This is a genomic window from Methylobacterium sp. PvR107 (assembly GCF_017833295.1).
Lineage (GTDB): Bacteria > Pseudomonadota > Alphaproteobacteria > Rhizobiales > Beijerinckiaceae > Methylobacterium.
Window position 1 is genome coordinate 4077408 of the sequence record NZ_JAFIBW010000001.1, and the last position, 19228, is coordinate 4096635.

The 19228-nt window shown below is 70.3% G+C and carries 18 protein-coding genes; 7 read left to right on the forward strand and 11 right to left on the reverse strand.

Translation table 11 applies throughout. The annotated features are described in order from the left end of the window. Nucleotides 1–56: 56 nt before the first annotated feature. The 3 genes from JOE48_RS19205 to JOE48_RS19215 form a co-directional block, all read right to left on the reverse strand. Nucleotides 57–374, reverse strand: coding sequence for a hypothetical protein (locus JOE48_RS19205; RefSeq protein WP_210032175.1), 318 nt, complete (start codon nt 372–374; stop codon nt 57–59). Nucleotides 375–547: 173 nt separating this feature from the next. After that, nucleotides 548–838: a DUF1330 domain-containing protein gene (locus JOE48_RS19210; RefSeq protein WP_210032176.1), complete on the reverse strand. Its 291-nt coding sequence runs from the start codon at nt 836–838 to the stop codon at nt 548–550. 72 nt (nt 839–910) lie between these two features. Next, nucleotides 911–1828 (reverse strand): DUF3108 domain-containing protein, encoded by a 918-nt coding sequence (locus tag JOE48_RS19215; protein WP_210035898.1) that lies wholly within the window; start codon nt 1826–1828, stop codon nt 911–913. A gap of 363 nt (nt 1829–2191) precedes the next feature. Between JOE48_RS19215 and rpmB the strand changes: the two genes are divergently transcribed. Beyond that, nucleotides 2192–2494 carry a 50S ribosomal protein L28 gene (gene rpmB / locus JOE48_RS19220; protein WP_091778228.1) on the forward strand — a complete coding sequence of 101 codons (303 nt, stop codon included), beginning with the start codon at nt 2192–2194 and terminating at the stop codon, nt 2492–2494. A 273-nt stretch (nt 2495–2767) separates the two neighbouring features. On the opposite strand, the gene cobT is transcribed toward rpmB, so the two are convergent. The 4 genes from cobT to JOE48_RS19240 all read right to left on the reverse strand — a co-directional run bounded on the left by cobT (nt 2768) and on the right by JOE48_RS19240 (nt 7008). Beyond that, a complete protein-coding gene (gene cobT, locus JOE48_RS19225) occupies nt 2768–4675 on the reverse strand; it encodes a cobaltochelatase subunit CobT (RefSeq protein ID WP_210032177.1) in 1908 nt (635 codons plus the stop codon). 5 nt (nt 4676–4680) lie between these two features. Beyond that, the gene (locus JOE48_RS19230) at nt 4681–5175 is read right to left on the reverse strand and encodes a DUF29 domain-containing protein (RefSeq protein ID WP_210032179.1); all 495 of its coding nucleotides are present in this window, start codon (nt 5173–5175) and stop codon (nt 4681–4683) included. Nucleotides 5176–5192: 17 nt separating this feature from the next. Continuing rightward, complete coding sequence (gene cobS / locus JOE48_RS19235) at nt 5193–6176, reverse strand: cobaltochelatase subunit CobS (protein WP_210032180.1); 984 nt, start codon at nt 6174–6176, stop codon at nt 5193–5195. Nucleotides 6177–6384: 208 nt separating this feature from the next. Continuing rightward, a complete protein-coding gene (locus tag JOE48_RS19240; protein WP_210032181.1) occupies nt 6385–7008 on the reverse strand; it encodes a J domain-containing protein in 624 nt (207 codons plus the stop codon). A 109-nt stretch (nt 7009–7117) separates the two neighbouring features. Here JOE48_RS19240 and JOE48_RS19245 point away from each other — a divergent pair, with 109 nt between their 5' ends. Beyond that, entirely contained in the window at nt 7118–7414 is a 297-nt protein-coding gene (locus JOE48_RS19245; RefSeq protein ID WP_210032182.1) for a BolA family protein, read from the forward strand. A gap of 255 nt (nt 7415–7669) precedes the next feature. After that, the gene (gene arfB / locus JOE48_RS19250) at nt 7670–8101 is read left to right on the forward strand and encodes an alternative ribosome rescue aminoacyl-tRNA hydrolase ArfB (protein WP_210032183.1); all 432 of its coding nucleotides are present in this window, start codon (nt 7670–7672) and stop codon (nt 8099–8101) included. A 10-nt stretch (nt 8102–8111) separates the two neighbouring features. Here the strand turns inward: arfB and JOE48_RS19255 are convergent, their stop codons facing one another. Both JOE48_RS19255 and JOE48_RS19260 read right to left on the reverse strand, forming a co-directional pair. Next, nucleotides 8112–8906, reverse strand: coding sequence for a YoaK family protein (locus JOE48_RS19255; protein ID WP_210032184.1), 795 nt, complete (start codon nt 8904–8906; stop codon nt 8112–8114). A 68-nt stretch (nt 8907–8974) separates the two neighbouring features. After that, nucleotides 8975–9922, reverse strand: a complete 948-nt coding sequence (locus tag JOE48_RS19260) for a class I SAM-dependent DNA methyltransferase (RefSeq protein ID WP_210032185.1) — start codon at nt 9920–9922, stop codon at nt 8975–8977. 68 nt (nt 9923–9990) lie between these two features. Between JOE48_RS19260 and JOE48_RS19265 the strand changes: the two genes are divergently transcribed. From JOE48_RS19265 to JOE48_RS19280, 4 genes are all read left to right on the forward strand, one after another. Beyond that, nucleotides 9991–11034: a ligase-associated DNA damage response exonuclease gene (locus JOE48_RS19265; protein ID WP_210032186.1), complete on the forward strand. Its 1044-nt coding sequence runs from the start codon at nt 9991–9993 to the stop codon at nt 11032–11034. Further along, complete coding sequence (locus tag JOE48_RS19270; RefSeq protein ID WP_210032188.1) at nt 11031–12917, forward strand: cisplatin damage response ATP-dependent DNA ligase; 1887 nt, start codon at nt 11031–11033, stop codon at nt 12915–12917. The genes JOE48_RS19265 and JOE48_RS19270 overlap by 4 nt, the downstream gene beginning before the upstream one ends. Then, nucleotides 12914–13381 carry a secondary thiamine-phosphate synthase enzyme YjbQ gene (locus JOE48_RS19275; protein WP_210032190.1) on the forward strand — a complete coding sequence of 156 codons (468 nt, stop codon included), beginning with the start codon at nt 12914–12916 and terminating at the stop codon, nt 13379–13381. The genes JOE48_RS19270 and JOE48_RS19275 overlap by 4 nt, the downstream gene beginning before the upstream one ends. 223 nt (nt 13382–13604) lie before the next feature. Further along, the gene (locus JOE48_RS19280; RefSeq protein WP_210032192.1) at nt 13605–14396 is read left to right on the forward strand and encodes a flagellar hook basal-body protein; all 792 of its coding nucleotides are present in this window, start codon (nt 13605–13607) and stop codon (nt 14394–14396) included. A gap of 12 nt (nt 14397–14408) precedes the next feature. On the opposite strand, the gene JOE48_RS19285 is transcribed toward JOE48_RS19280, so the two are convergent. Then, nucleotides 14409–15944, reverse strand: a complete 1536-nt coding sequence (locus JOE48_RS19285; RefSeq protein WP_210035899.1) for an efflux transporter outer membrane subunit — start codon at nt 15942–15944, stop codon at nt 14409–14411. A 134-nt stretch (nt 15945–16078) separates the two neighbouring features. Next, nucleotides 16079–19228 (reverse strand): efflux RND transporter permease subunit, encoded by a 3150-nt coding sequence (locus JOE48_RS19290; protein WP_210032194.1) that lies wholly within the window; start codon nt 19226–19228, stop codon nt 16079–16081.

Here is a 19228-nt window from a genome sequence, read left to right on the forward strand (position 1 = left end):
GGCCGTCGCGGCGCCGGCAGGGCGCGGAGCGGGGGAGGTTCGGGCGGCCGGTCGCGTCAGGGACGATACGGCCGGATCGATGATCCCCCATATGGGATGCCGCCCCCACCAGGTCCAACAGGTCCACCCTGCGGCGTGACGAGCGGGTACACGTCGATCTGCGTCGTCGGTGTCCCGGGCTGGGGCGCAAGGTCGGCGCAGAGCGTGTCGGGCATCGCCACGAGGGGGCCGCGGCGATGCGCGACGATCTCGGCGGACGAGTAGGCGTCGCCGCCGCAACCGGATGCCGCGGTGCCGGCGGTCAGCGGCTGCGCGGCGGCCGGGCCGGCGAGGACGGTCAGGGCGAGGGCGATTCGGAGAGCAAACGGGTGCATCCGCCGATTATCGCGCGGCCGGTGAAGATTTCATCCACGACCGCCGTCGTTGCGAGCGGAACGAAGCAATCCAGCAGCGCTACGCCGACCCGTCCCGCGGCGCCCTGGGTCGCTTCGCCGCGCCCGCGATGACGGAGGTGCAGCGGCAATCGAAGGCTTCGACCGGAAGCGGCTCAATCCACGCCTTCGACCAGCACCACCTCACCGATCCCCGCGGGCCGGCGCTTCTCGATCGCGGCCTGATACTCGGGCGAGAAATAGTAGGTCCGTGCCGCCTCGTAGGATTCGAATTCCAGCACGACGTTGCGCGGCCGGGCTTCGCCCTCCAGCGCTTCGCTGCGGCCACCGCGAACCAGGGGCTTGCAGCCGTATTGGCGCATGGCCTCGGAGGCCATGGCGGCGTATTCTTTGTAGGTCTCCGGGTCGGTGACCGTCATCCGGACGATGATGTAGCCTTTGGGCACGGGCTGACCTCCCTGGCGCGGCGACCGCGCCGGGCGGGAGTGCCGGGAAAGCCGGCGCCGGTCAAACCGCCGCTACTGCCCCGGCAGGCTCGCCTGCGCGACGCTGCTGCCGGCGGCGCCGGCCGTCCCGGTCGTGGCCGGATTGCCGCCCTGGCTCCAGCGCGTGGCCTCGATGATGTTGGTGCCGATCGTGGTGAGCACGGAGATGCGCAGCGGGATCAGGACGCGCGTCCCCGCGACGGGGGCGAGCCAGACCGACATCTCGCGGTTGTCCTCCATGAACTTCACCCCCGGCCGGTCCGGCCGGTGGCCGGCCACCGCCTGATAGCGGGCGTTGCAGACCAGCACGGGGCCGGCATAGCCGGGCTTCTGCACCGGGCGGGTCTCGGCATAGCTCAGCACCACATTGAAGCGGGTCGCGCCGTCGAAGACCGGCAGCGTCCGGTTGCAATTGTCCGGATCGAGGGGCTCGCCGCGCCCCTGTGTCGGCATCAGCAGGGCGCTCACCGGGTCGATGATGCCGCGCTTGTTGGCCGGGGTGACCGGCACGCGGTCCTGCATGTCGATGAGCGGCGGCGTGACCTCGGCCTGGACCACGTTGCCATGCGCCAGGGCCATGCGCACCGCGATGCCGGAACTCGCCGTCTGCGTCGCGATCGCGAAGGCGCCGGGCTGCGGCGCGGCCGAGAAGCTCCCGGAGGCCCGAGCCGAACCCTTGCCGCCGGTGATCGCACCGACGAGGCCGGTAAGCACCGCCGACACGTCCATCGCGTAGCGGTCGCGGTCGAAGGACCCGGCGAGACGCGCCGTGCCGATCGGCAGACCGGCGAGATTGATGCCGTAATCCACCGCCACGGTCGCGGCGGCCGGCGCAACCCGTTTCCCGCGTGACCCGCGCGCGGCGGCATCGGCCGGGGCCGCGAGGGCCGCGACCGCGAGGAGGCTGCCCGCGAGGCGCCCGACAGCGTGCTTCGTCACTGGCTTGATCATCCGACGGATTGGCGTGGCGCTCATGATCCGGATCGCATCCCAGGGCGGGCGGCCCAAGGCACCCGCTCGAACACACCCGCTCGTCGGCATCCTCTCGACGCCCGGAGCCGGGAGAGGCACCTTCCTGCAGGTGGAAGAAGGCTATATCCCGGCATCGTGGTTAACAGACCGTTGGGCGGCCCGGGGCGCCGTCCCCGGCCGACGGCACCTTGACGCGGCGCCGCTTCGTCGCCTATAGGCTCGCGCCTTCAACAGGACTCCGCCGGACCTGGAACACGCAATGGGCGCCGCCCGCTGCGACGATGATCGCGCCGGTCGCGATCGGGTCTATTCGGGCGGAACGAGACGGGATCGTTTTTTATCATGGCACGCCGCTGCGAACTCACCGGCAAGGCCGTTCAGGTCGGCCACCTCGTGAGCCACTCGAACCGCAAGACCAAGTGCCGGTTCCTGCCGAACCTGTGCAACGTCACCCTCCAGTCCGACGCGCTGGGCAAGCGCGTCCGCCTGCGGGTCACCGCGCACGCCCTGCGCTCGGTGGAGCACCGCGGCGGCCTCGACGCCTTCCTGATCAAGGCCGGCGAGGGCGACCTGTCGCAGACCGCCCGCCTCCTGAAGCGCGAGATCCACAAGAAGCTCGCCGAGGCCCCGGCCGCCGCGGCCTGAGGCTTCGGGCTTCGCGCCCACCATATCGGACGGGTTGAACCGCCGTGGCCCTGGAGGCCGCGGCGGTTTCCGCTTGCGCGTCAGGCGCACTGATCGGGAGGGCCCGTTCACGCGCTCATCCTGAGATGCCCGCGTCAGCAGGCCTCGACGGAGGGCTCCAGGAATCGCGCGGCTGGGTGGAGGGCTTCTTCGAGGGCTCCGCTTCGCTCCGGCACCTCATCCTGAGGTGCCGGAGCGAAGGGGCCTGGGACCGGGGAAGGCCCGCGGGGACCGTCAGCGCCGGCCGCCAACCGCCCGCAGCATCCGGCCTGTCGGCGCGGACGCGCCGTCCTCCTCGAACAGCTCGGCCAGCTTCTCGGTCATCGCCCCGCCGAGCTCCTCGGCGTCGATGATCGTCACAGCGCGGCGGTAGTACCGGGTCACGTCGTGGCCGATGCCGATGGCCAGCAGCTCCACGGGCGAGCGCGTCTCGATCTCCTCGATCATCCAGCGCAGATGCCGCTCCAGGTAATTGCCGGCATTCACCGACAGGGTCGAATCATCCACCGGCGCGCCGTCGGAGATCACCATCAGGATCTTGCGCTGCTCCGGCCGACCCAGCAGGCGCTTGTGCGCCCAGTCGAGCGCCTCGCCGTCGATGTTCTCCTTGAGCAGGCCCTCACGCATCATCAGCCCGAGGTTCTTCCGCGCGCGCCGCCACGGTGCGTCGGCCGACTTGTAGACGATGTGGCGCAGGTCGTTCAGGCGGCCCGGATTCGGCGGCTTGCCGGCGGCGAGCCACGCCTCGCGGCTCTGGCCGCCCTTCCAGGCGCGGGTGGTGAAGCCCAGGATCTCCACCTTCACGCCGCAGCGCTCCAGCGTCCGCGCCAGGATGTCGGCGCAGGTCGCCGCCACGGTGATCGGCCGGCCGCGCATCGAACCCGAATTGTCCAGCAGCAGCGTGACGACCGTATCGCGGAAATTGGTGTCCTTCTCCTGCTTGAAGGAGAGGGGCTGATAGGGGTCGATGACCACGCGCACGAGCCGCGCCGGATCGAGCTGACCCTCCTCCAGGTCGAAGTCCCAGGCGCGATTCTGCTGGGCCAGCAGCCGCCGCTGCAGCCGGTTGGCGAGGCGCCCGACCACGCCCTGCAGGTGGGAGAGCTGCTTGTCGAGATAGGAGCGCAGGCGCGACAGCTCGTCGGCGTCGCACAGCTCCTCGGCGTGGATGACCTCGTCGAACCGGGGGTTGAACACCCGGTATTCGGGCCCGCGCGCCTCGTTGCCCTGCCGCTGCGGCGGGTGCGACGCCTCCGAGGCCTCTTCGGACTCGGCATCGTCGGATTCCTCGGGCAGCTCACCCGATGGGGCGTCGGCGGATTCCTGGGCGCCGTCCTCGATCTCGTCGGAGGCCTCCTCGGAGGTCTCGATCTCGGCGCGCTCGCCCTGGCTCTTCTCCTCCGAATCGCCCTCGCTCGGGTTCTGCTCGTCGTCCTGGGCGTCGTTCTCGTCGTCGTTCTCGTCGTCCTCGGCGTCGAACGGCGTCTCGTCCGACATGTCCAGCGAGGTGAGGAGGTCGCGTACCGAGCGGGCGAACTTGCGCTGGTCCTCGATGGAGCCCAGCAGCCCGTCGAGGTTCGGGCCGGCCTTGGCCTCGATATGCGCGCGCCACAACTCGACGATCTTGGCCGCGGCCTCCGGCGGCTGCTGGCCGGTGAGGCGCTCACGCACCATCAGGGCGACGGCATCCTCCATGGGGGCGTCGGCCCGATCGGTGATGTTTTCGTACTTGCCGCCGCGATGGTAGCGGTCCTCCAGCATCGCCGTGATGTTGCTGGCCACGCCCGCCATCCGGCGCGAGCCGATCGCCTCGACCCGGGCCTGCTCCACCGCGTCGTAGACTGCACGGGCGGCGGCGTTCTCGGGGGCGAGGCGGCGATGCAAGGCGACGTCGTGGCAGCCGAGGCGCAAAGCCATGGCGTCGGCGTTGCCGCGCAGCACCGCGACGTCCTGCGCCGAGAGCTTGCGCGGGGGTTCAGGCAGACGGGCCTTGTCGCCGGTCAGCGCCGGCCGGTCGGTGGCATAGGTGACCTCGACCTCGGAGCGCCGGGCGATGGCGCGCAGGCACCCGGCCACCGAGCGCTTCAGGGGCTCGGCCACGGGTTCGCGGCGCTCGCCGGGCTTGCGGTTGGAGATGGACATGCGGGCTACCGGTCGACGTCGAACGCGAAGGGGCGGTTCAGGATCTCGTCCCAGCTGTAGGGACACTCAGCGGGCAGGGTTTTGGGCGACCGCTTCATCTGCCGGACCGCTCCGAGACGGCCGAGACGGAATGCGTCTTGCCGAATCTCGTCGAGGCTCGACCTCAGGCCGGGGCTCCTCCGCATCTGGATGCGGGCGCGCTCCCGATGCCCGGCGATGCTGAGAGCCCAGTTGCGGCTTCGCTGCGTCGGTTGATGGTCCCACTGCAGCATGTGCAGGACGGCGATCTCGACCGCCTTCTGGAGCCGGTGAGACTCGCTCAGGCCCACGTCGCGCAGCTCCTCCGCGATCTTATCGAGGTCGCGCGCGTCCACCCGGCCGCCGCGGGGCAGCGCCACCTGCTCCTGGGCCCCGGTATAGATGTCGTCCGCGTAGCGCGTCCGTCCCGCGGCCTGCGGAGCCGCCGGGGCGTCCTCGCGTGTCGGGGCCGGATGCGCCATCGCGTCCTCCATGCGGGTCAGCTCAGCGCGACGTTCACCGCGCTCTCGGGCAGCTCCTTGCCGAAGGCGCGCTGGTAGAACTCGGCCACCAGCGTCCGCTCCAGCTCGTCGCACTTGTTTAGGAAGGTCACCCGGAAGGCGAAGCCGATATCCTTGAAGATGTCGGCGTTCTCGGCCCAGGTGATCACCGTGCGCGGGCTCATGACGGTGGAGAGATCGCCGTTCATGAAGGCGTTGCGGGTGAGATCGGCCACGCGCACCATCCGGTTGACGATGTCGCGGCCCTGGTCGCCCCGGTAATGGACCGCCTTCGAGAGCACGATGTCGACCTCGCGGTCGTGCGGCAGGTAGTTCAGCGTGGTGACGATCGACCAGCGGTCCATCTGGCCCTGGTTGATCTGCTGCGTGCCGTGATAGAGGCCCGACGTGTCGCCGAGGCCCACCGTGTTGGCGGTGGCGAACAGCCGGAAGGCCGGGTGCGGGCGGATCACGCGCTTCTGATCGAGAAGCGTCAGCCGGCCCGACAGCTCCAGCACGCGCTGGATCACGAACATCACGTCCGGGCGGCCGGCATCATACTCGTCGAACACGAGCGCGACGTTGTTCTGCAGCGCCCAGGGCAGGATGCCGTCCTGGAAGGCGGTGACCTGCTTGCCGTCCTGCAGGACAATGGCGTCCTTGCCGACGAGGTCGATGCGCGAGACGTGGCTGTCGAGGTTGATCCGGATGCACGGCCAGTTCAGCCGGGCGGCGACCTGCTCGATATGGGTCGACTTGCCGGTGCCGTGATAGCCGGTGACCATCACGCGGCGGTTGCGGGCGAACCCGGCCAGGATCGCCAGCGTCGTCTCCCGGTCGAAGATGTAGTCCGGATCGAGATCCGGCACATGCTCCTCGGACTCGGCATAGGCCGGGACCTTGAGGTCGAGGTCGATGCCGAAGACATCGCGGACGGAGACGGTGCGGTCGGGCAGCGCGGCGGGCGTGGCGTCAGAGAGCATTCGGAACCTCGTGAGGCGCGGGCGCTCCACTCCCAAACAGTGAAGCATCCGCGCGGAAGAACGTCGAGCCGGGCCTCCGCGGCGGGGCGGAGCCATCCTTAGACGGCGGCGCGCTCGGGCGCCACCGACCGGCATGGATCCCATATAGGGTTCCGCTGCGCGGTTTTCCCTATCCTGGCATTGAACCGGCGTGCATCCTTCGTGCCGTTCAGCAGAGTCCGGCCGCGCGCAGGACGTCGTGGGCACGGATGATGTCGCGCAGCCGCTCCTCGAAGGACCGGTCGCCACCGTTGGCGTCGGGGTGGAAGCGCTTCACCAGCACCTTGTACTGCGCCTTGATGGCGGCTGTGTCGGCGCCCTCCTCAAGACCCATCACGTCGAGGGCGCGGCGCACCTTCGCCGAGTGGCGGGGCTTCTCCGGCTCAGGCGGACGGGCGCGCCGCCGCGCGTCGCCGACGCCCTCGCCGCGCAGGATGCCGAGCGGATCGACATAGGCCCAGTCCCGAACCGGCTCGTCCGCCGGCTTGGCCTCGCCGGTCCGGTTCACGCCCATCGCCCAGGTCGGGCGATGTCCGATGATCGCGTCCTTCTGATAGGCCTGCACGGCGGCATCGTTCATGCCGTCGAAATAATTGTAGGTGGCGTTGTAGGCGCGGACATGATCCATGCAGAAGCGCCAGTACTGGCCCTCCGCCTTGCGGCCCTTCGGCGCCCGGTACAGGCCCGGCTGCGTGCAGCCCGGACTCTCGCAGACGCCCTCGGCCGCCGGCTTCGGCTCGTCGCAGGACGGTTTGATCCGGATGCTGTCGAACAGGCGCGAGTTGAGATCCATGGCGGGCCGATTATGAGGGGGCAGACCTGAGACACAAGGGCACCGGGCCTGATGACGCATGCGCGGGATCGGGCTTGACGGCGGCCCACGAACACGACGCGAGGGCACGATGGCGGATGGTGCGGGCGCGGGGGGCACCCTGCGGGACTGGATGGAGGCGCGGCTGCGCGAGCAACTCGCGCCGGCGCGCCTCGACGTGATCGACGAGTCGCATCTGCATGCCGGCCATGCCGGAGCACGGCCGGGGGGCGAGACCCATTACCGGCTCGACATCGTCGCGTCGGCGTTCGAGGGCAAGAGCCGCGTCGAGCGGCACCGCTTGGTGAACGCGCTTCTGGAGGATGCGTTCAAGCGCGGCCTCCATGCCCTCGCGCTCCGGGCCCGCACGCCCGCCGAGGCGACCTGAGCCTGTCCGCCTTCTTCCGCTGCGCGGCGCGGGTCCGACAGGGCTCACCCTCTCTGCGAGCGCAGCGAAGCAATCCCGTCGGAGCCACGCATTTCGCCGGTGCGCTACACTGGATCGCTTCGCCGCGTGCGATGACGGAGGGGGGCACGGAGACGATATGGTGACGCGGCCAACGATCTGCACCGGCCCGATCGTCGGCCCTGCACCCGACGAGCAGGCGCGCCGTGCCTTCGCCAGCGTGCCGGGGAGGCCGCCATGTCCCTGCAGGTGACGCCGCGGATCGCCATCGCCGACGACGAGATCGAGCTGTCCTTCATGCGCGCGTCCGGGGCCGGCGGCCAGAACGTCAACAAGGTCGAGACTGCGGTCCAGCTCCGCTGGCCGGTCCTTGGCTCGCCGTCGGTGGACGACCGCGTCAAGGCGAACCTCGTGCGCCTCGCCGGACGGCGGATGACCAAGGACGGCGTCCTCGTCCTCGCGGGCCAGCGCCACCGGACGCAGGAGCGCAACCGGGCGGACGTCCTGCAGCGCCTCGTCGAGCTCGTGGCGGAGGCCGCCAAGCCGCCGCCGCCGATCCGCCGGCCGACGAAGCCCACCCGGGGCTCGCAGGAGCGGCGCATCGGCGCCAAGAAGAACCGCGCCACGATCAAGCAGGGCCGGGGCAGCGTTCGGGATTCGGACGGCTGAGCGGCCCCGCTCAGTGGATCGCGTCGATCACCTCGGCCTTCGGGCTGGCATCGGGCGCGGGCGCCGAGCCCGCCACCAGGGTGCTCCCCGGCTTCGCGACGGTGAGGGCGATGGCGATCAGGGCCAGGATGGCGGCGAGCGCCGCCGGGAACAGGAACGCCGATTCGCCGTAGCGCAGGTCGAGCAGACCGCCCAGCACTGCGCCGGTGCTGAGGCCGGCCCAGAGCGGCGCCTGGATCCAGAACGAGGGTGCCACCGTGCCGAGCAGCAGGTTGGCGCAGCCGGTGCCGAAGCGCACGACCGCGCCGGTGACGTAGGTCAGCGCCAGGGAGCGGCCGCCCTCGTCCTGGAGTGTGGCGTTCTGGAGTCCCAGAGCCAGCACGATCGGGTAGGCGTGGAGCGGGTACGCGAAGGTGCCCCACGGCATCAGCAGCCCGCCGGCCAGCAGCAGCGCCTGCAGGGTCAGGAGGACGGCCAGGCGCCAGCGCCCGACCCAGGCGGCGATCAGCGTGCCCAGGAAGGCGCCGAAGCAGAAGACGCTGATGGTGCTGGCGACGCGCGTGACGTTCTCCCAGTCGCCGTTGGCCACCGCGACGCCGAAGCGCGTGGTGTTGCCCGACATGAACGACATGAACAGCTGCGAGAATTCCAGGAAGCCGATGGAATCGGCGCAGCCCGCCAGGGTGGCGAGCGCGATGGCGAAGGGAATGCGCGTGCGCGGATCGGCCGGAAAGGAGCGGTCCGCTGGCGGATCGGGCTTCCGCTCGGGCGCGTCGCCCCCCGTCCTGCTGCCGTAATCCGCCATGCTGATCCCCCGATTCAGCGGCTGCGCCTGTCGCAGCCGACTGACAATGGACGAATGGCCAAGCGGTTTCATGCTGCTGTGCGGCGCAACACAACGACGCGCCCCGGGACCGGCCGGCCGGCCTCCCGCCGGACGTCGGCGGGCCGCAATGTCAGGGTTTCAAGGCCGGCTCCCGCGACTGCCGCCGCGATATGAGCATCGGCGTGGGCGTAGCGGCCGTCCGGGCCCAGGGCGGCGCCCGTACCGTCGTGGGACTGCACCGTGAAGGCGGCGAGGCCGCCCGGCCGCAGCACGCGGCCCATCCCGGCCAGGACGGGGCCGAGATCGGCCACGTAGATCAGGACGTCGGCGGCGAGGCAGAGATCGGCCGAGGCGGCCGGCTCATCGCCCAGAAAGGCGGTCAACTCGCCCGCGACCAAGCGGTCGTAGAGTGGCCGCTCCTTCCAGAGCTTGGCCCGGGCAAGGGCCAGCATGCCCGGCGAGAGATCGACGCCGACGAGATGGCCGGCCCGGTCGCGAATCGCCGCGCCCATCAGGCCGGTGCCGCAGCCGAGATCGAGCGCCGTCGCGAAATGCGGGGGATCGTTCGGAAGCGCGTCCCGGACGAGGTCCGGGCCGACATAGCCGAGGCCCTCCACCAGATGGCGCTCGAAGCGCGGCGCGTAGCCGTCGAACAGAGCCCTGACATAGGAGGGCGAAAGGGCGGGAAGCCCATCGCTGCTGCCCAGGCGCACGAGGTGCGCCCGCACACCGAGGGTGTCGTCCGGGTCGATGGCAAGGGCGCGGGCATAGGCCCGGGCCGCCGCGGCCCGCAGGTCCGGATCGCCGCCGGGCTCGGCCAAGGCTTCCCGGGCCCGGCCGAGGAGCAGCCAGGCGGCCGCGTAGCGGGGGGCGATCTCCAGAACCTGCTCGGCGAGATCCGCCGCTCCGGCAGGGTCGCCCTCCGCCAGACAGGCGTCCGCGTAACGATAGCGGCGATCGGCGAGGAGATCGCCGGAACTGAGCTGCGAGGCCATGCGTCTGCCGGATCCGGGGCGCCTATATATCGGGGCTTCCGGCGGACTCCACCGGTAGCACGGGCCCGATGCCGATACGCGCCAGCGATCTCCTCACCCTGACCCGCGAGGGTCTCTATTGCCCGCTCGGGCGTTTCCACGTCGATCCGACCTGGCCGGTGGAGCGCGCGCTGATCACGCACGGCCATGCCGACCACGCCCGGTCGGGCCACGGCCACGTCCTGGCGACCCCCGAGACCCTGCGGATCATGGCGGTGCGCTACGGCGCGGATTTCTGCCGCCAGCGGCAGGAGGCGAGGCTCGGCGAGCCGATCCGCATCGGTGATGTCACCGTGCGCTTCGCGCCGGCCGGACATGTGCTCGGCTCCGCGCAGATCGCCATCGAGCGGGACGGGGTTCGGGTCGTGGTCTCGGGCGACTACAAGCGGGCGCCGGACCCGACCTGCCTGCCCTTCGAGGTGGTGCCCTGCGACGTGTTCATCACCGAGGCGACCTTCGGTCTGCCGGTCTTCACCCATCCCGACACGCGCGGCGAGGTCCGCAAGCTCCTCGACTCCGTGGCGCTGTTCCCGGAACGCGCCCACATCGTCGGCGCCTACGCGCTGGGCAAGGCGCAGCGGGTGATGGCGCTCCTGCGCGAGGAGGGCTGGGACCGGCCGATCCACCTGCACGGCGCCATGGAGAAACTGACCGCCCTCTACAAGGAGGAGGGGGTGCCGCTGGGCGACACGCCGAAGGTGGTGGCCGCCGAGCGCAAGGACATGCACGGCGCGATCGTGATCTGCCCGCCCTCGTCGATCCAGGACCTGTGGTCGCGCAAGTTCCCCGACCCGGTGACCTGCTTCGCCTCGGGCTGGATGCGGGTGCGCGCCCGCGCCCGCCAGAAGGGCGTCGAGCTGCCGATGGTCATCTCCGACCATTCGGACTGGCCGGACCTGTGCCGCACCATCCGCGACACCGGCGCCGAGGAGGTCTGGGTCACGCACGGCCAGGAGGACGCGCTGGTCCACTGGTGCGGGACGCAGGGTATCCGGGCGAAGCCGCTGCACCTGCTGGGCTACGGCGACGACGGCGAGGCCGAGCCCGCGGTCGAGGCGGAGGCGGCCGCGTGAACGACTTCGCCCATCTCCTCGACCGCCTCGCCTACGAGCCGCGCCGCAACGCGAAGCTGCGCATGCTCCAGGATTACTTCGCCCGGACGCCCGATCCGGAGCGCGGCTACGCGCTCGGCGCCATGACCGGCACGCTGAGCTTTCGCGAAGCCAAGCCGGCGCTGATCCGCGGGCTGGTGGAGGAGCGGATCGACCCGGTGCTGTTCCGGCTCTCGCACAATTACGTCGGCGATCTCGCCGAGACCACGGCGCTGATCTGGCCCGCCACCCCTCTCCCTCCCCCCTCCGCGGGGGAGGGGACCCTGCGCAGCAGGGGGGTCGATGGGAGCGACGGCGCAGAAGCCGGCCTTGGCCTTCATGAAGGCGGTGCCTCCTCCGAAGGCGTCGCTCCCCTCTCCCGACCCCCGCTGACGCGGGGGCCACCCTCCCCCGCAGAGGGGGGAGGGGATGCGCGCGCAGGGATTGGCCACAACAATCCCCCACCACACGTCCCCACCCTCGCCGAGGTCGTGGAGACGCTGGCGACCATTCCGAAGCGCGACCTGCCCGGCCATCTCGCCGACTGGCTCGACGCCCTCGACGAGACCGGGCGCTGGGCGCTCCTGAAGCTCGTCACCGGCAACCTGCGGGTCGGCGTCTCGGCGCGTCTCGCCAAGACCGCGGTGGGCGCGCTGGGCGGCCACGACGCCGATGCGGTGGAGGAGGTCTGGCACGGGCTGACCCCGCCGTTCGAGACCCTGTTCGCCTGGGTCGAGGGCCGGGCCGAGCGGCCCGAGACCCGCAACCCGGCCCCGTTCCGGCCGCCGATGCTGTCGCACCCGATCGAGGAGGAGGCCGACCTCGCGAAGCTGGAGCCGGCGGCGTTCTCGGCCGAGTGGAAATGGGACGGCATCCGCGTCCAGCTCGTGGGCGGTCGCGACCGGGCCGGCGAGCAGGTCGGAAAGGTCTATTCCCGCACCGGCGAGGACATCACCGGGGCATTCCCGGATCTCGCCGAGGCGATCACCTTCACGGGCGCCCTCGACGGCGAGCTCCTGATCCTGCGGGAGCGCCGGGTGCAGAGCTTCAACGTGCTCCAGCAGCGCCTCAACCGGAAGGCGGTCACGGCCAAGCTCCTGGAGGAGTTTCCCGCCCATGTGCGGGCCTACGATCTCCTGACCCTCGACGGCGACGACCTGCGGGCCGAGCCCTTCGCAACCCGCCGGGAGAAGCTGGAAGCCCTCGTCACCCGCCTCGATCACGCGCGGATCGACATCTCGCCGCTGGTGCCCTTCGCCGATTGGGAAGCGCTGGCCGCCGCCCGGGCCGATCCGGGTTCCGTCGGCGCGGGCGAGGATGCCGACGCCATCGAGGGCGTGATGCTCAAGCGCCTCAACAGCCCCTACCTGCCGGGCCGGCCGAAGGGACCGTGGTGGAAATGGAAGCGCGAGCCGCACATCGTCGACGCGGTGATGATGTACGCCCAGCGCGGGCACGGGAAGCGCTCGTCCTTCTACTCGGACTACACGTTCGGCGTCTGGCGCGAGGCGCCCGAGGGAGGCGACGAGCTGGTGCCGGTGGGCAAGGCCTATCACGGCTTCACCGACGCCGAGCTCGCCAAGCTGGACCGCTACGTCCGCAACAACACCACCAAGCGCTTCGGCCCGGTGCGCGAGGTTGCCCACGGGCGGGAGGCGGGGCTCGTCCTGGAGATCGCGTTCGAAGGTGTGCAGCGCTCGACCCGGCACAAGTCGGGCGTGGCGATGCGCTTCCCCCGGGTCAGCCGCATCCGCTGGGACAAGCCGCCCGCGGAGGCCGACCGGATCGACGTGCTGGAACGGATCCTGGCCCGCGGCGAGCGCGAGGTCGCGCCGGGCGCGACGCTGCTGGAGAAGAGCGCATGAGGCAGGGCAAGATCGGTCCGGTGGAGCTCCTGGCCTCCGGCCGGGTGGAGCGTCACGCCAGCGGGCGCCTGACCATCGCGACCACCGGGGAGGGGTTCACGGATTTTACCGGCGCGGTGGCGGAGTTCGTGCGCGGGAGCGGCATCCGCGACGGCCTGGTCACGGTGTTCTGCCGGCACACCTCGGCCTCGCTCACCATCCAGGAAAACGCCGATCCGGACGTGCAGACCGACCTGATGACCGCGCTGGACGGGTTTGCGCCGCGGAACGCCGGCTACGTCCACGGGGCCGAGGGGCCCGACGACATGCCCGCCCATATCCGCACGATGGTCACGGATTCGGCCCTCAGCGTCCCGCTGATCGACGGACGGCTCGCGCTGGGCACGTGGCAGGGAATCTACCTGATCGAGCACCGCGACCGGCCGCACCGGCGGGAGATCGTGCTGAGTGCTGTCGGCGCCTGACCGGTCGGTCCCGTCGCCGCGCGCAGCGAAGCGACCCAGGTCGGCCCGCCCGCCGCAGGCGCGGCGCAGCTGGATTGCTTGGCTCCACTTGCAGGGACGGCGCCGGAGCTCGAACACGGTCTCGAGCCCGCAACACTCCGTCACACACGGCCGGTTAACCATAGCGGGCGCTTATGCTTCTCCGTCGGATCGGTTCTTGCCGGTCCCACGGACGGAGACCCCGATGAGCCTCTACGACGCGCTCTCGAATTCGATTTCCGGCGCCTCGGCGCAGTCGCTGGCGCTCAACAACATCTCCGGCAACATCGCCAACACCCAGACGGCGGGGTTCAAGACCACGGAGACCAGCTTCGCCGACATGCTGGCGCAGTCGGCGAAAGCGCCGCAACAGGCCGGGGGCGTGGCGGCGAGCACGCGCAACAGCCTCACCATCCAGGGCACGGTGCAGTCGACCGGCGTGTCGACCAACCTCGCCATCTCGGGCAACGGCTACTTCATCGTCCGCGACAATACCGGGACGGATCAGAGCCCGACCTTCACCGGCGAGACCGGCTATACGCGGCGCGGCGACTTCGCCCCGGATGCCAACGGCTTCCTCGTCAACGGCGCGGGCTATTACCTGTTCGCCGGGCCATCCGCGACGGCGCCCGTCACGGTTCCCACCGGCGCGAACACGCTGGCCAGCCTCGCCGTCTCGCCCGCCGGCACCCTGACCGGCACCGCCGCCGATGGCAGCGCCGTGCCGCTGGGCGCCCTGACGCTCGCGCAATTCGGCCCGCAGGACAATTTGACCGGGCTCGACGGCGGGACCTACGTGGCGAACGGCCGGTCCGGGACGCCGAGTTACGGCCTCAACGGCGCGACCGTGACCGCCAGCGCCGTGGAGCAGTCGACCGCCAGCATCACCGACCAGTTCTCGAAGATGATCGAGACACAGCAGGCCTACACGGCCAACACCAAGGTCATGAGCGCCGCCGACCAGATGCTCCAGGACGCCATCGCGATGTACGCCTGACGCGGCCGCGCGTCACAGCACCTTCAGCGGGTCCTTCTCGGGCGGCGGCGGCGCCACGTCGGCGCGGTTCCACCAGCCGCCGCCCAACGCCACGAACAGGGCCGCGGTGTCGGCGTACTGGGTGGCGCGCGCGCCCGCCGAGGTGACCAGGGCCGAGAGGTAGCCCTGCTGAGCGATCAGAACCTGCGAGGAGGTGATCGCGCCCGCGGTGTACTGCTTGCGGATCAGCCCCAGGCTCTGGTTGGTGGCGCTCACCGCGGCATCGGCCGCGGCCACCGCCCTGGCATCGGCCTGGAGCGCCCGCAGGGCGTCGGCGACGTTCTGGAAGGCGGTGATCACCGTCGCCTTGTACTGCGCCTGGGCCTGCGTCAGGGACTCCTCCGACGCCCGCTGGCGCCGGAACAGGGTGCCGGCATCGAAGATCGGGGCCGTCGCCTGCCCGATGATCGTGAAGAACGCCGCGCCCGGATTGGTCACCTGCGCGATCCGCGTCGCGCTGGAGCCGCCCGTGGCCGTGAGGCTGAACTGCGGCAGGCGGTTGGCCACCGCGACGCCGACATTGGCGCTCGCCTCCTGCACCAGCGCCTCGGCCGCCTTCACGTCGGGCCGCTGCTGCACCAGCCGCGAGGGCAGGCTTACCGGCAGCTTCGTCGGCAGGCGCAGGGCGGCGAGGTCGAAGGTCTCGCTGACCTCGTCGGAGGGCAGCCGTCCGGCCAGGGCGGTGAGCAGGTTGCGCTGCTGGGCGAGGGCCTTCTCCAGCGGCGGCAGCAGCTGCTGCGACAGCGCCAGCGCGGCCTGTTGCTGGATGACGTCGGCGCCGGCGATCTGCCCCAGGGAAAGCTGCTTGTTGTAGAGCTGCAGAACCTCGGTCTGGGCCTGGATCACCTTGCGGGTGGCGTCGATCTGCGCCCGCAGGGCCGCCTCCTGGATGGCGGCGGCAACGACGTTGGCGGTCAGGCTCAGATAGGCCGCCTCCAGCTGGAAGCGCTGGTTCTCGGTGGTGGCCTCCAGGGACTCGATCTGGCGCCGGTTCCCGCCGAACACGTCCGGATTGTACGAGACCACTGCCTGCGGCGTGGCGAGGCTGTAGAGATAGTTGGTCTGGTTGTTGAGCGGCGATTGCAGGTCGAGGCCGGGTGCCAGCGCGCCCTGGATCTGCGGGGTCGCGGTCAGGCTCGGGTAGAGGGTGCCCTTCTGGGCGAGCACGTTCTGCTGCGCCACCCGCAGGGAGGCCTGGGCCGCCTCCAGGGTCGGGTTGTTGGCCAGCGCCTGCTCGACGACCCGGTTCAGCGCCTTCGAGTGGAACAGGGTCCACCATTGGCCCGGGATGTCGGCGCCCGAGACGAAGCTCTGGTCGGCCGAGCCGCCCTGCCGGGTGCGGATTCTGTCGGCGGCCGACGGGTTCTTCAGCGGCTCCTTGGTATAGCGGCTGACCGGCGGATCCTCCGGCGGAACGAAGTTCGGGCCGACCGCGCAGGCCGACAGGGCCAGCGTGGCCGCCAGCCATGCGGCCGCCCGTCCGCACCTGTTCGGCCCAACGCTCACCATTCCGCCCCCGAAAGCCTCACCCTGGTAGAGCGGCGCGGCGCGCAGCCAAGTCAATGCAACTGTCCCCAGGTCGCGCGCGCGGCGCGGGCGTTGTGGCGCCCCTGCAACGCGCCGCGCGGCCGTCCTGGGCCGGTTCACGCGGCGACCTGATGCGCGGTCCGCGTCCGCGCGTCCGGGTTCGGGCGGCGCTGCGAGAACAGCGAGATCAGCACCGGCACGACCACGAGGATCAGGTTCGGCGCCAGGATGATGCCGCCGACCACCACGAGCGCGAGCGGCTTCTGCACCTGCGAGCCGATGCCGGTGGAGACCGCCGCCGGCAGCAGGCCGACGCAGGCCGCCACGCAGGTCATCATCACCGGGCGCATGCGCACCACGGCGGCGTTCCAGACGGCCTCCTGCTTCTTCCAGCCCTCGTCGAGGAGCTGGTTGTAATAGGCGAGCAGGATCACGCCCTCCATGGTCGAGATGCCGAACAGCGCGATGAACCCGATCGCCGCCGAGATCGAGAACGGCGTGCCGGTCAGGAACAGGGCGAAGATGCCGCCGATCATCGCCATCGGGATCACCGACAGGGTCAGCAGCATGTCGGCCACCGACGAGAAGTTGATGTACAGGAGCAGCGCGATCAGCAGCAGCGTGAGCGGCACCACGAGGCTGAGCCGGGCCGCCGCCTCCTTCAGGTTGGTGAACTGCCCGACCCATTCCAGGCGGTAGCCCGGCGGCAGGTCCACGGCATCGGCGACCTTCCGCTGAGCTTCGAGGACCGCGCTGCCGAGGTCGCGGCCGCGCACCGAGAACTTCACCGGGATGTAGCGCTCCTGGTCCTCGCGGTAGATGAACGAGGCGCCCGAGACGAGGTCGACGTCGGCGATCTCGGAGAGCGGCACCTGGATCACGCCGCCATTGGGGTTCTGCGCCCCCACGGCGATGTTGCGGATGCCGGCCAGCGACGAGCGGTACTCCTTGGCGAGCCGCACCCGCATGGGGAAGTGGCGGTCCGAGCCGTATTCGTAGAGATCGCCCGCGGTCTGGCCGCCGATCGCCGCCTGGATCGTGGTGTTCACGTCGCCGATGGACAGGCCGTAGCGGGCGGCCTTGTGGCGATCGACGTCGATCCGGACCGTCGGCTGGCCGAGGGATTCGAACACCGACAGGTCGGTGACGCCCTGAACGGTAGCCAGCGCCGCCTTCACCGCATTGGCGGTCTTGGTGAGCTGCGCGAGGTCGTTACCGTAGATCTTGACCGAGTTCTCGCCCTTCACGCCCGAGGCGGCCTCCTGGACGTTGTCCTCGATATACTGGGAGAAATTGAACTCGATCCCGGGAAATTCGGATTCCAGCTTCTTGCTCAGGTCCTGGATCAGCGTCTCCTTGTCGAGACCCTTCCGCCACTGGTCGATGGGCTTGAGCGGCGCCAGGAACTCGACGTTGAAGAAGCCGGTGGCGTCGGTGCCGTCGTTCGGGCGGCCCTGGTGCGACAGGACGGTGGTGACCTCCGGAACCTCCTGGAAGATCTTGCGCATGCGCTGGACGTAGGAATTGCCGGCCTCCAGCGAGATCGAGGACGGCATCGTCCCGCGCACGTAGAGGTTGCCTTCCTCGAGCCGCGGCAGGAATTCCAGGCCGAGATTGCGGGCCGTCAGTCCCGAGACCAGCAGCACCGCCAGCATCACGGCGAGCGCCAGGACCCGGTTGCGCAGGCCGAAGGCCAGCACACGCTCGTGGCCGACGCGCAGCACCCGCACGATCAGCGTGTCGCGCTCTTCCAGGTTCTTGGGCAGCATCAGCGCGGAGAGCGCGGGCGAGACCGTGAAGGTCGCGAGCAGGCCACCGAGCAGCGCGTACGCGTAGGTCTTGGCCATCGGCCCGAAGATGTGGCCCTCGACGCCGGTCATCGTGAACAGCGGCAGGAAGCCGACGATGATGATCGTCGCCGAGAAGAAGATCGCCCGGTTCACCTCGCGGCCCGCGACCGCGATCGTGCCGAGCCGTCCGGTCAGGCCGCCGGGCGGGACCTCGCCCTTCACGTGGTCGGGCTCGGCGATGTGGCGGAACACGTTCTCGACCATGATCACGGTGGCGTCGACGATCAGGCCGAAATCGATGGCGCCGAGCGACAGCAGGTTGGCCGAGTCGCCGCGGATCACCAGGATCAGGATCGCGAAGCCGAGGGCGAACGGGATCGTCGCCGCCACGATGATCGCGCTGGTGAGCGAGCCGAGGAACAGCCACTGCACCACGAAGACCAGCACCACGCCGAAGACCAGGTTGTGCATCACCGTGTGGGTGGTGGTGTGGATCAGGCCCGAGCGGTCGTAGATCCGCTCGATCTTCACGTCGGGCGGCAGGATCGTGGAGCCGTTGATCTTGTCGATCTCGGCCTCGACCCGCTCCAGCGTCGGCAGGCTCTTGCCGCCGCGGGTCATGAGCACGATGCCCTCAACGATGTCGCGCTGGTCGTCGTGGCCGACGATGCCGAGGCGCGGCGCGTTCGACACCCGCACCTCCGCCACGTCCCGCACCAGCACCGGGGTGCCGTTGACGAGGCTGATCATCGTGTCCCGGATGTCGTCCATGTCGCGGATCAGCCCGATGCCGCGCACCACCGCCGATTGCTGGCCGACATTCAGCGTCTGGCCGCCGACGTTGATCGAGGCGTTGTTCAGCGCGTTGGTCAGCTGCACCAGCGTCAGGCCCTGGGCCTGGAGCCGGTTGAGGTCGACCGCGACCTCGTATTCCTTGGCCTTGCCGCCGAAGGCCGTCACGTCGACCACGCCGGGGATCGCCTTGAACCGGCGCTGCAGCACCCAGTCCTGCAGGGTCTTCATGTCCATGGGCGAGTAGCCGGCCGGGCCGACCAGCTTGTAGCGCATGATCTCGCCCACCGGGCTCGTCGGCGAGATCTGCGGCGTGGCGCCGTTGGGCAGCGTCGGGGCCTGCGACAGGCGGTTGAGCACCCGCTGCAGGGCCTGCTCGTACGTGTACTCGTAGTTGAACTGGACCTTCACGTCGGACAGGCCGAACAGCGAGATCGTGCGCACCACCTGGGCGTTGGGAATGCCGGCCAGCGCCACCTCGAGGGGGATCGTGATGTAGCGCTCGATCTCGTCCGCCGACTGGCCCGGATTCTGGGTGATGACGTCGACGAGTGGCGGGACCGGGTCGGGGTAGGCCTCGATGTTGAGCTGCGTATAGGCCCCGTAGCCGATGCCCAGCATCACCACGAACATCAGCACCACCAGCACGCGCTGGCGGAGCGAGAAGACGATCAGGCTGTTCAT

Excerpts from the sequence above, each read along its gene's own strand:
- JOE48_RS19240 (WP_210032181.1), bottom strand. The coding sequence starts at position 7,008 with ATGGATCTCAACTCGCGCCTGTTCGACAGCATCCGGATCAAACCGTCC.
- JOE48_RS19260 (WP_210032185.1), bottom strand. The coding sequence starts at position 9,922 with ATGGCCTCGCAGCTCAGTTCCGGCGATCTCCTCGCCGATCGCCGCTAT.
- JOE48_RS19290 (WP_210032194.1), bottom strand. The coding sequence starts at position 19,228 with ATGAACAGCCTGATCGTCTTCTCGCTCCGCCAGCGCGTGCTGGTGGTG.
- rpmB (WP_091778228.1), top strand. The coding sequence starts at position 2,192 with ATGGCACGCCGCTGCGAACTCACCGGCAAGGCCGTTCAGGTCGGCCAC.
- JOE48_RS19275 (WP_210032190.1), top strand. The coding sequence starts at position 12,914 with ATGAGGCAGGGCAAGATCGGTCCGGTGGAGCTCCTGGCCTCCGGCCGG.
- JOE48_RS19285 (WP_210035899.1), bottom strand. The coding sequence starts at position 15,944 with ATGGTGAGCGTTGGGCCGAACAGGTGCGGACGGGCGGCCGCATGGCTG.
- JOE48_RS19280 (WP_210032192.1), top strand. The coding sequence starts at position 13,605 with ATGAGCCTCTACGACGCGCTCTCGAATTCGATTTCCGGCGCCTCGGCG.
- JOE48_RS19215 (WP_210035898.1), bottom strand. The coding sequence starts at position 1,828 with ATGATCAAGCCAGTGACGAAGCACGCTGTCGGGCGCCTCGCGGGCAGC.
- arfB (WP_210032183.1), top strand. The coding sequence starts at position 7,670 with ATGTCCCTGCAGGTGACGCCGCGGATCGCCATCGCCGACGACGAGATC.
- JOE48_RS19245 (WP_210032182.1), top strand. The coding sequence starts at position 7,118 with ATGGCGGATGGTGCGGGCGCGGGGGGCACCCTGCGGGACTGGATGGAG.
- JOE48_RS19255 (WP_210032184.1), bottom strand. The coding sequence starts at position 8,906 with ATGGCGGATTACGGCAGCAGGACGGGGGGCGACGCGCCCGAGCGGAAG.
- cobT (WP_210032177.1), bottom strand. The coding sequence starts at position 4,675 with ATGTCCATCTCCAACCGCAAGCCCGGCGAGCGCCGCGAACCCGTGGCC.
- cobS (WP_210032180.1), bottom strand. The coding sequence starts at position 6,176 with ATGCTCTCTGACGCCACGCCCGCCGCGCTGCCCGACCGCACCGTCTCC.
- JOE48_RS19230 (WP_210032179.1), bottom strand. The coding sequence starts at position 5,175 with ATGGCGCATCCGGCCCCGACACGCGAGGACGCCCCGGCGGCTCCGCAG.
- JOE48_RS19205 (WP_210032175.1), bottom strand. The coding sequence starts at position 374 with ATGCACCCGTTTGCTCTCCGAATCGCCCTCGCCCTGACCGTCCTCGCC.
- JOE48_RS19265 (WP_210032186.1), top strand. The coding sequence starts at position 9,991 with ATGCCGATACGCGCCAGCGATCTCCTCACCCTGACCCGCGAGGGTCTC.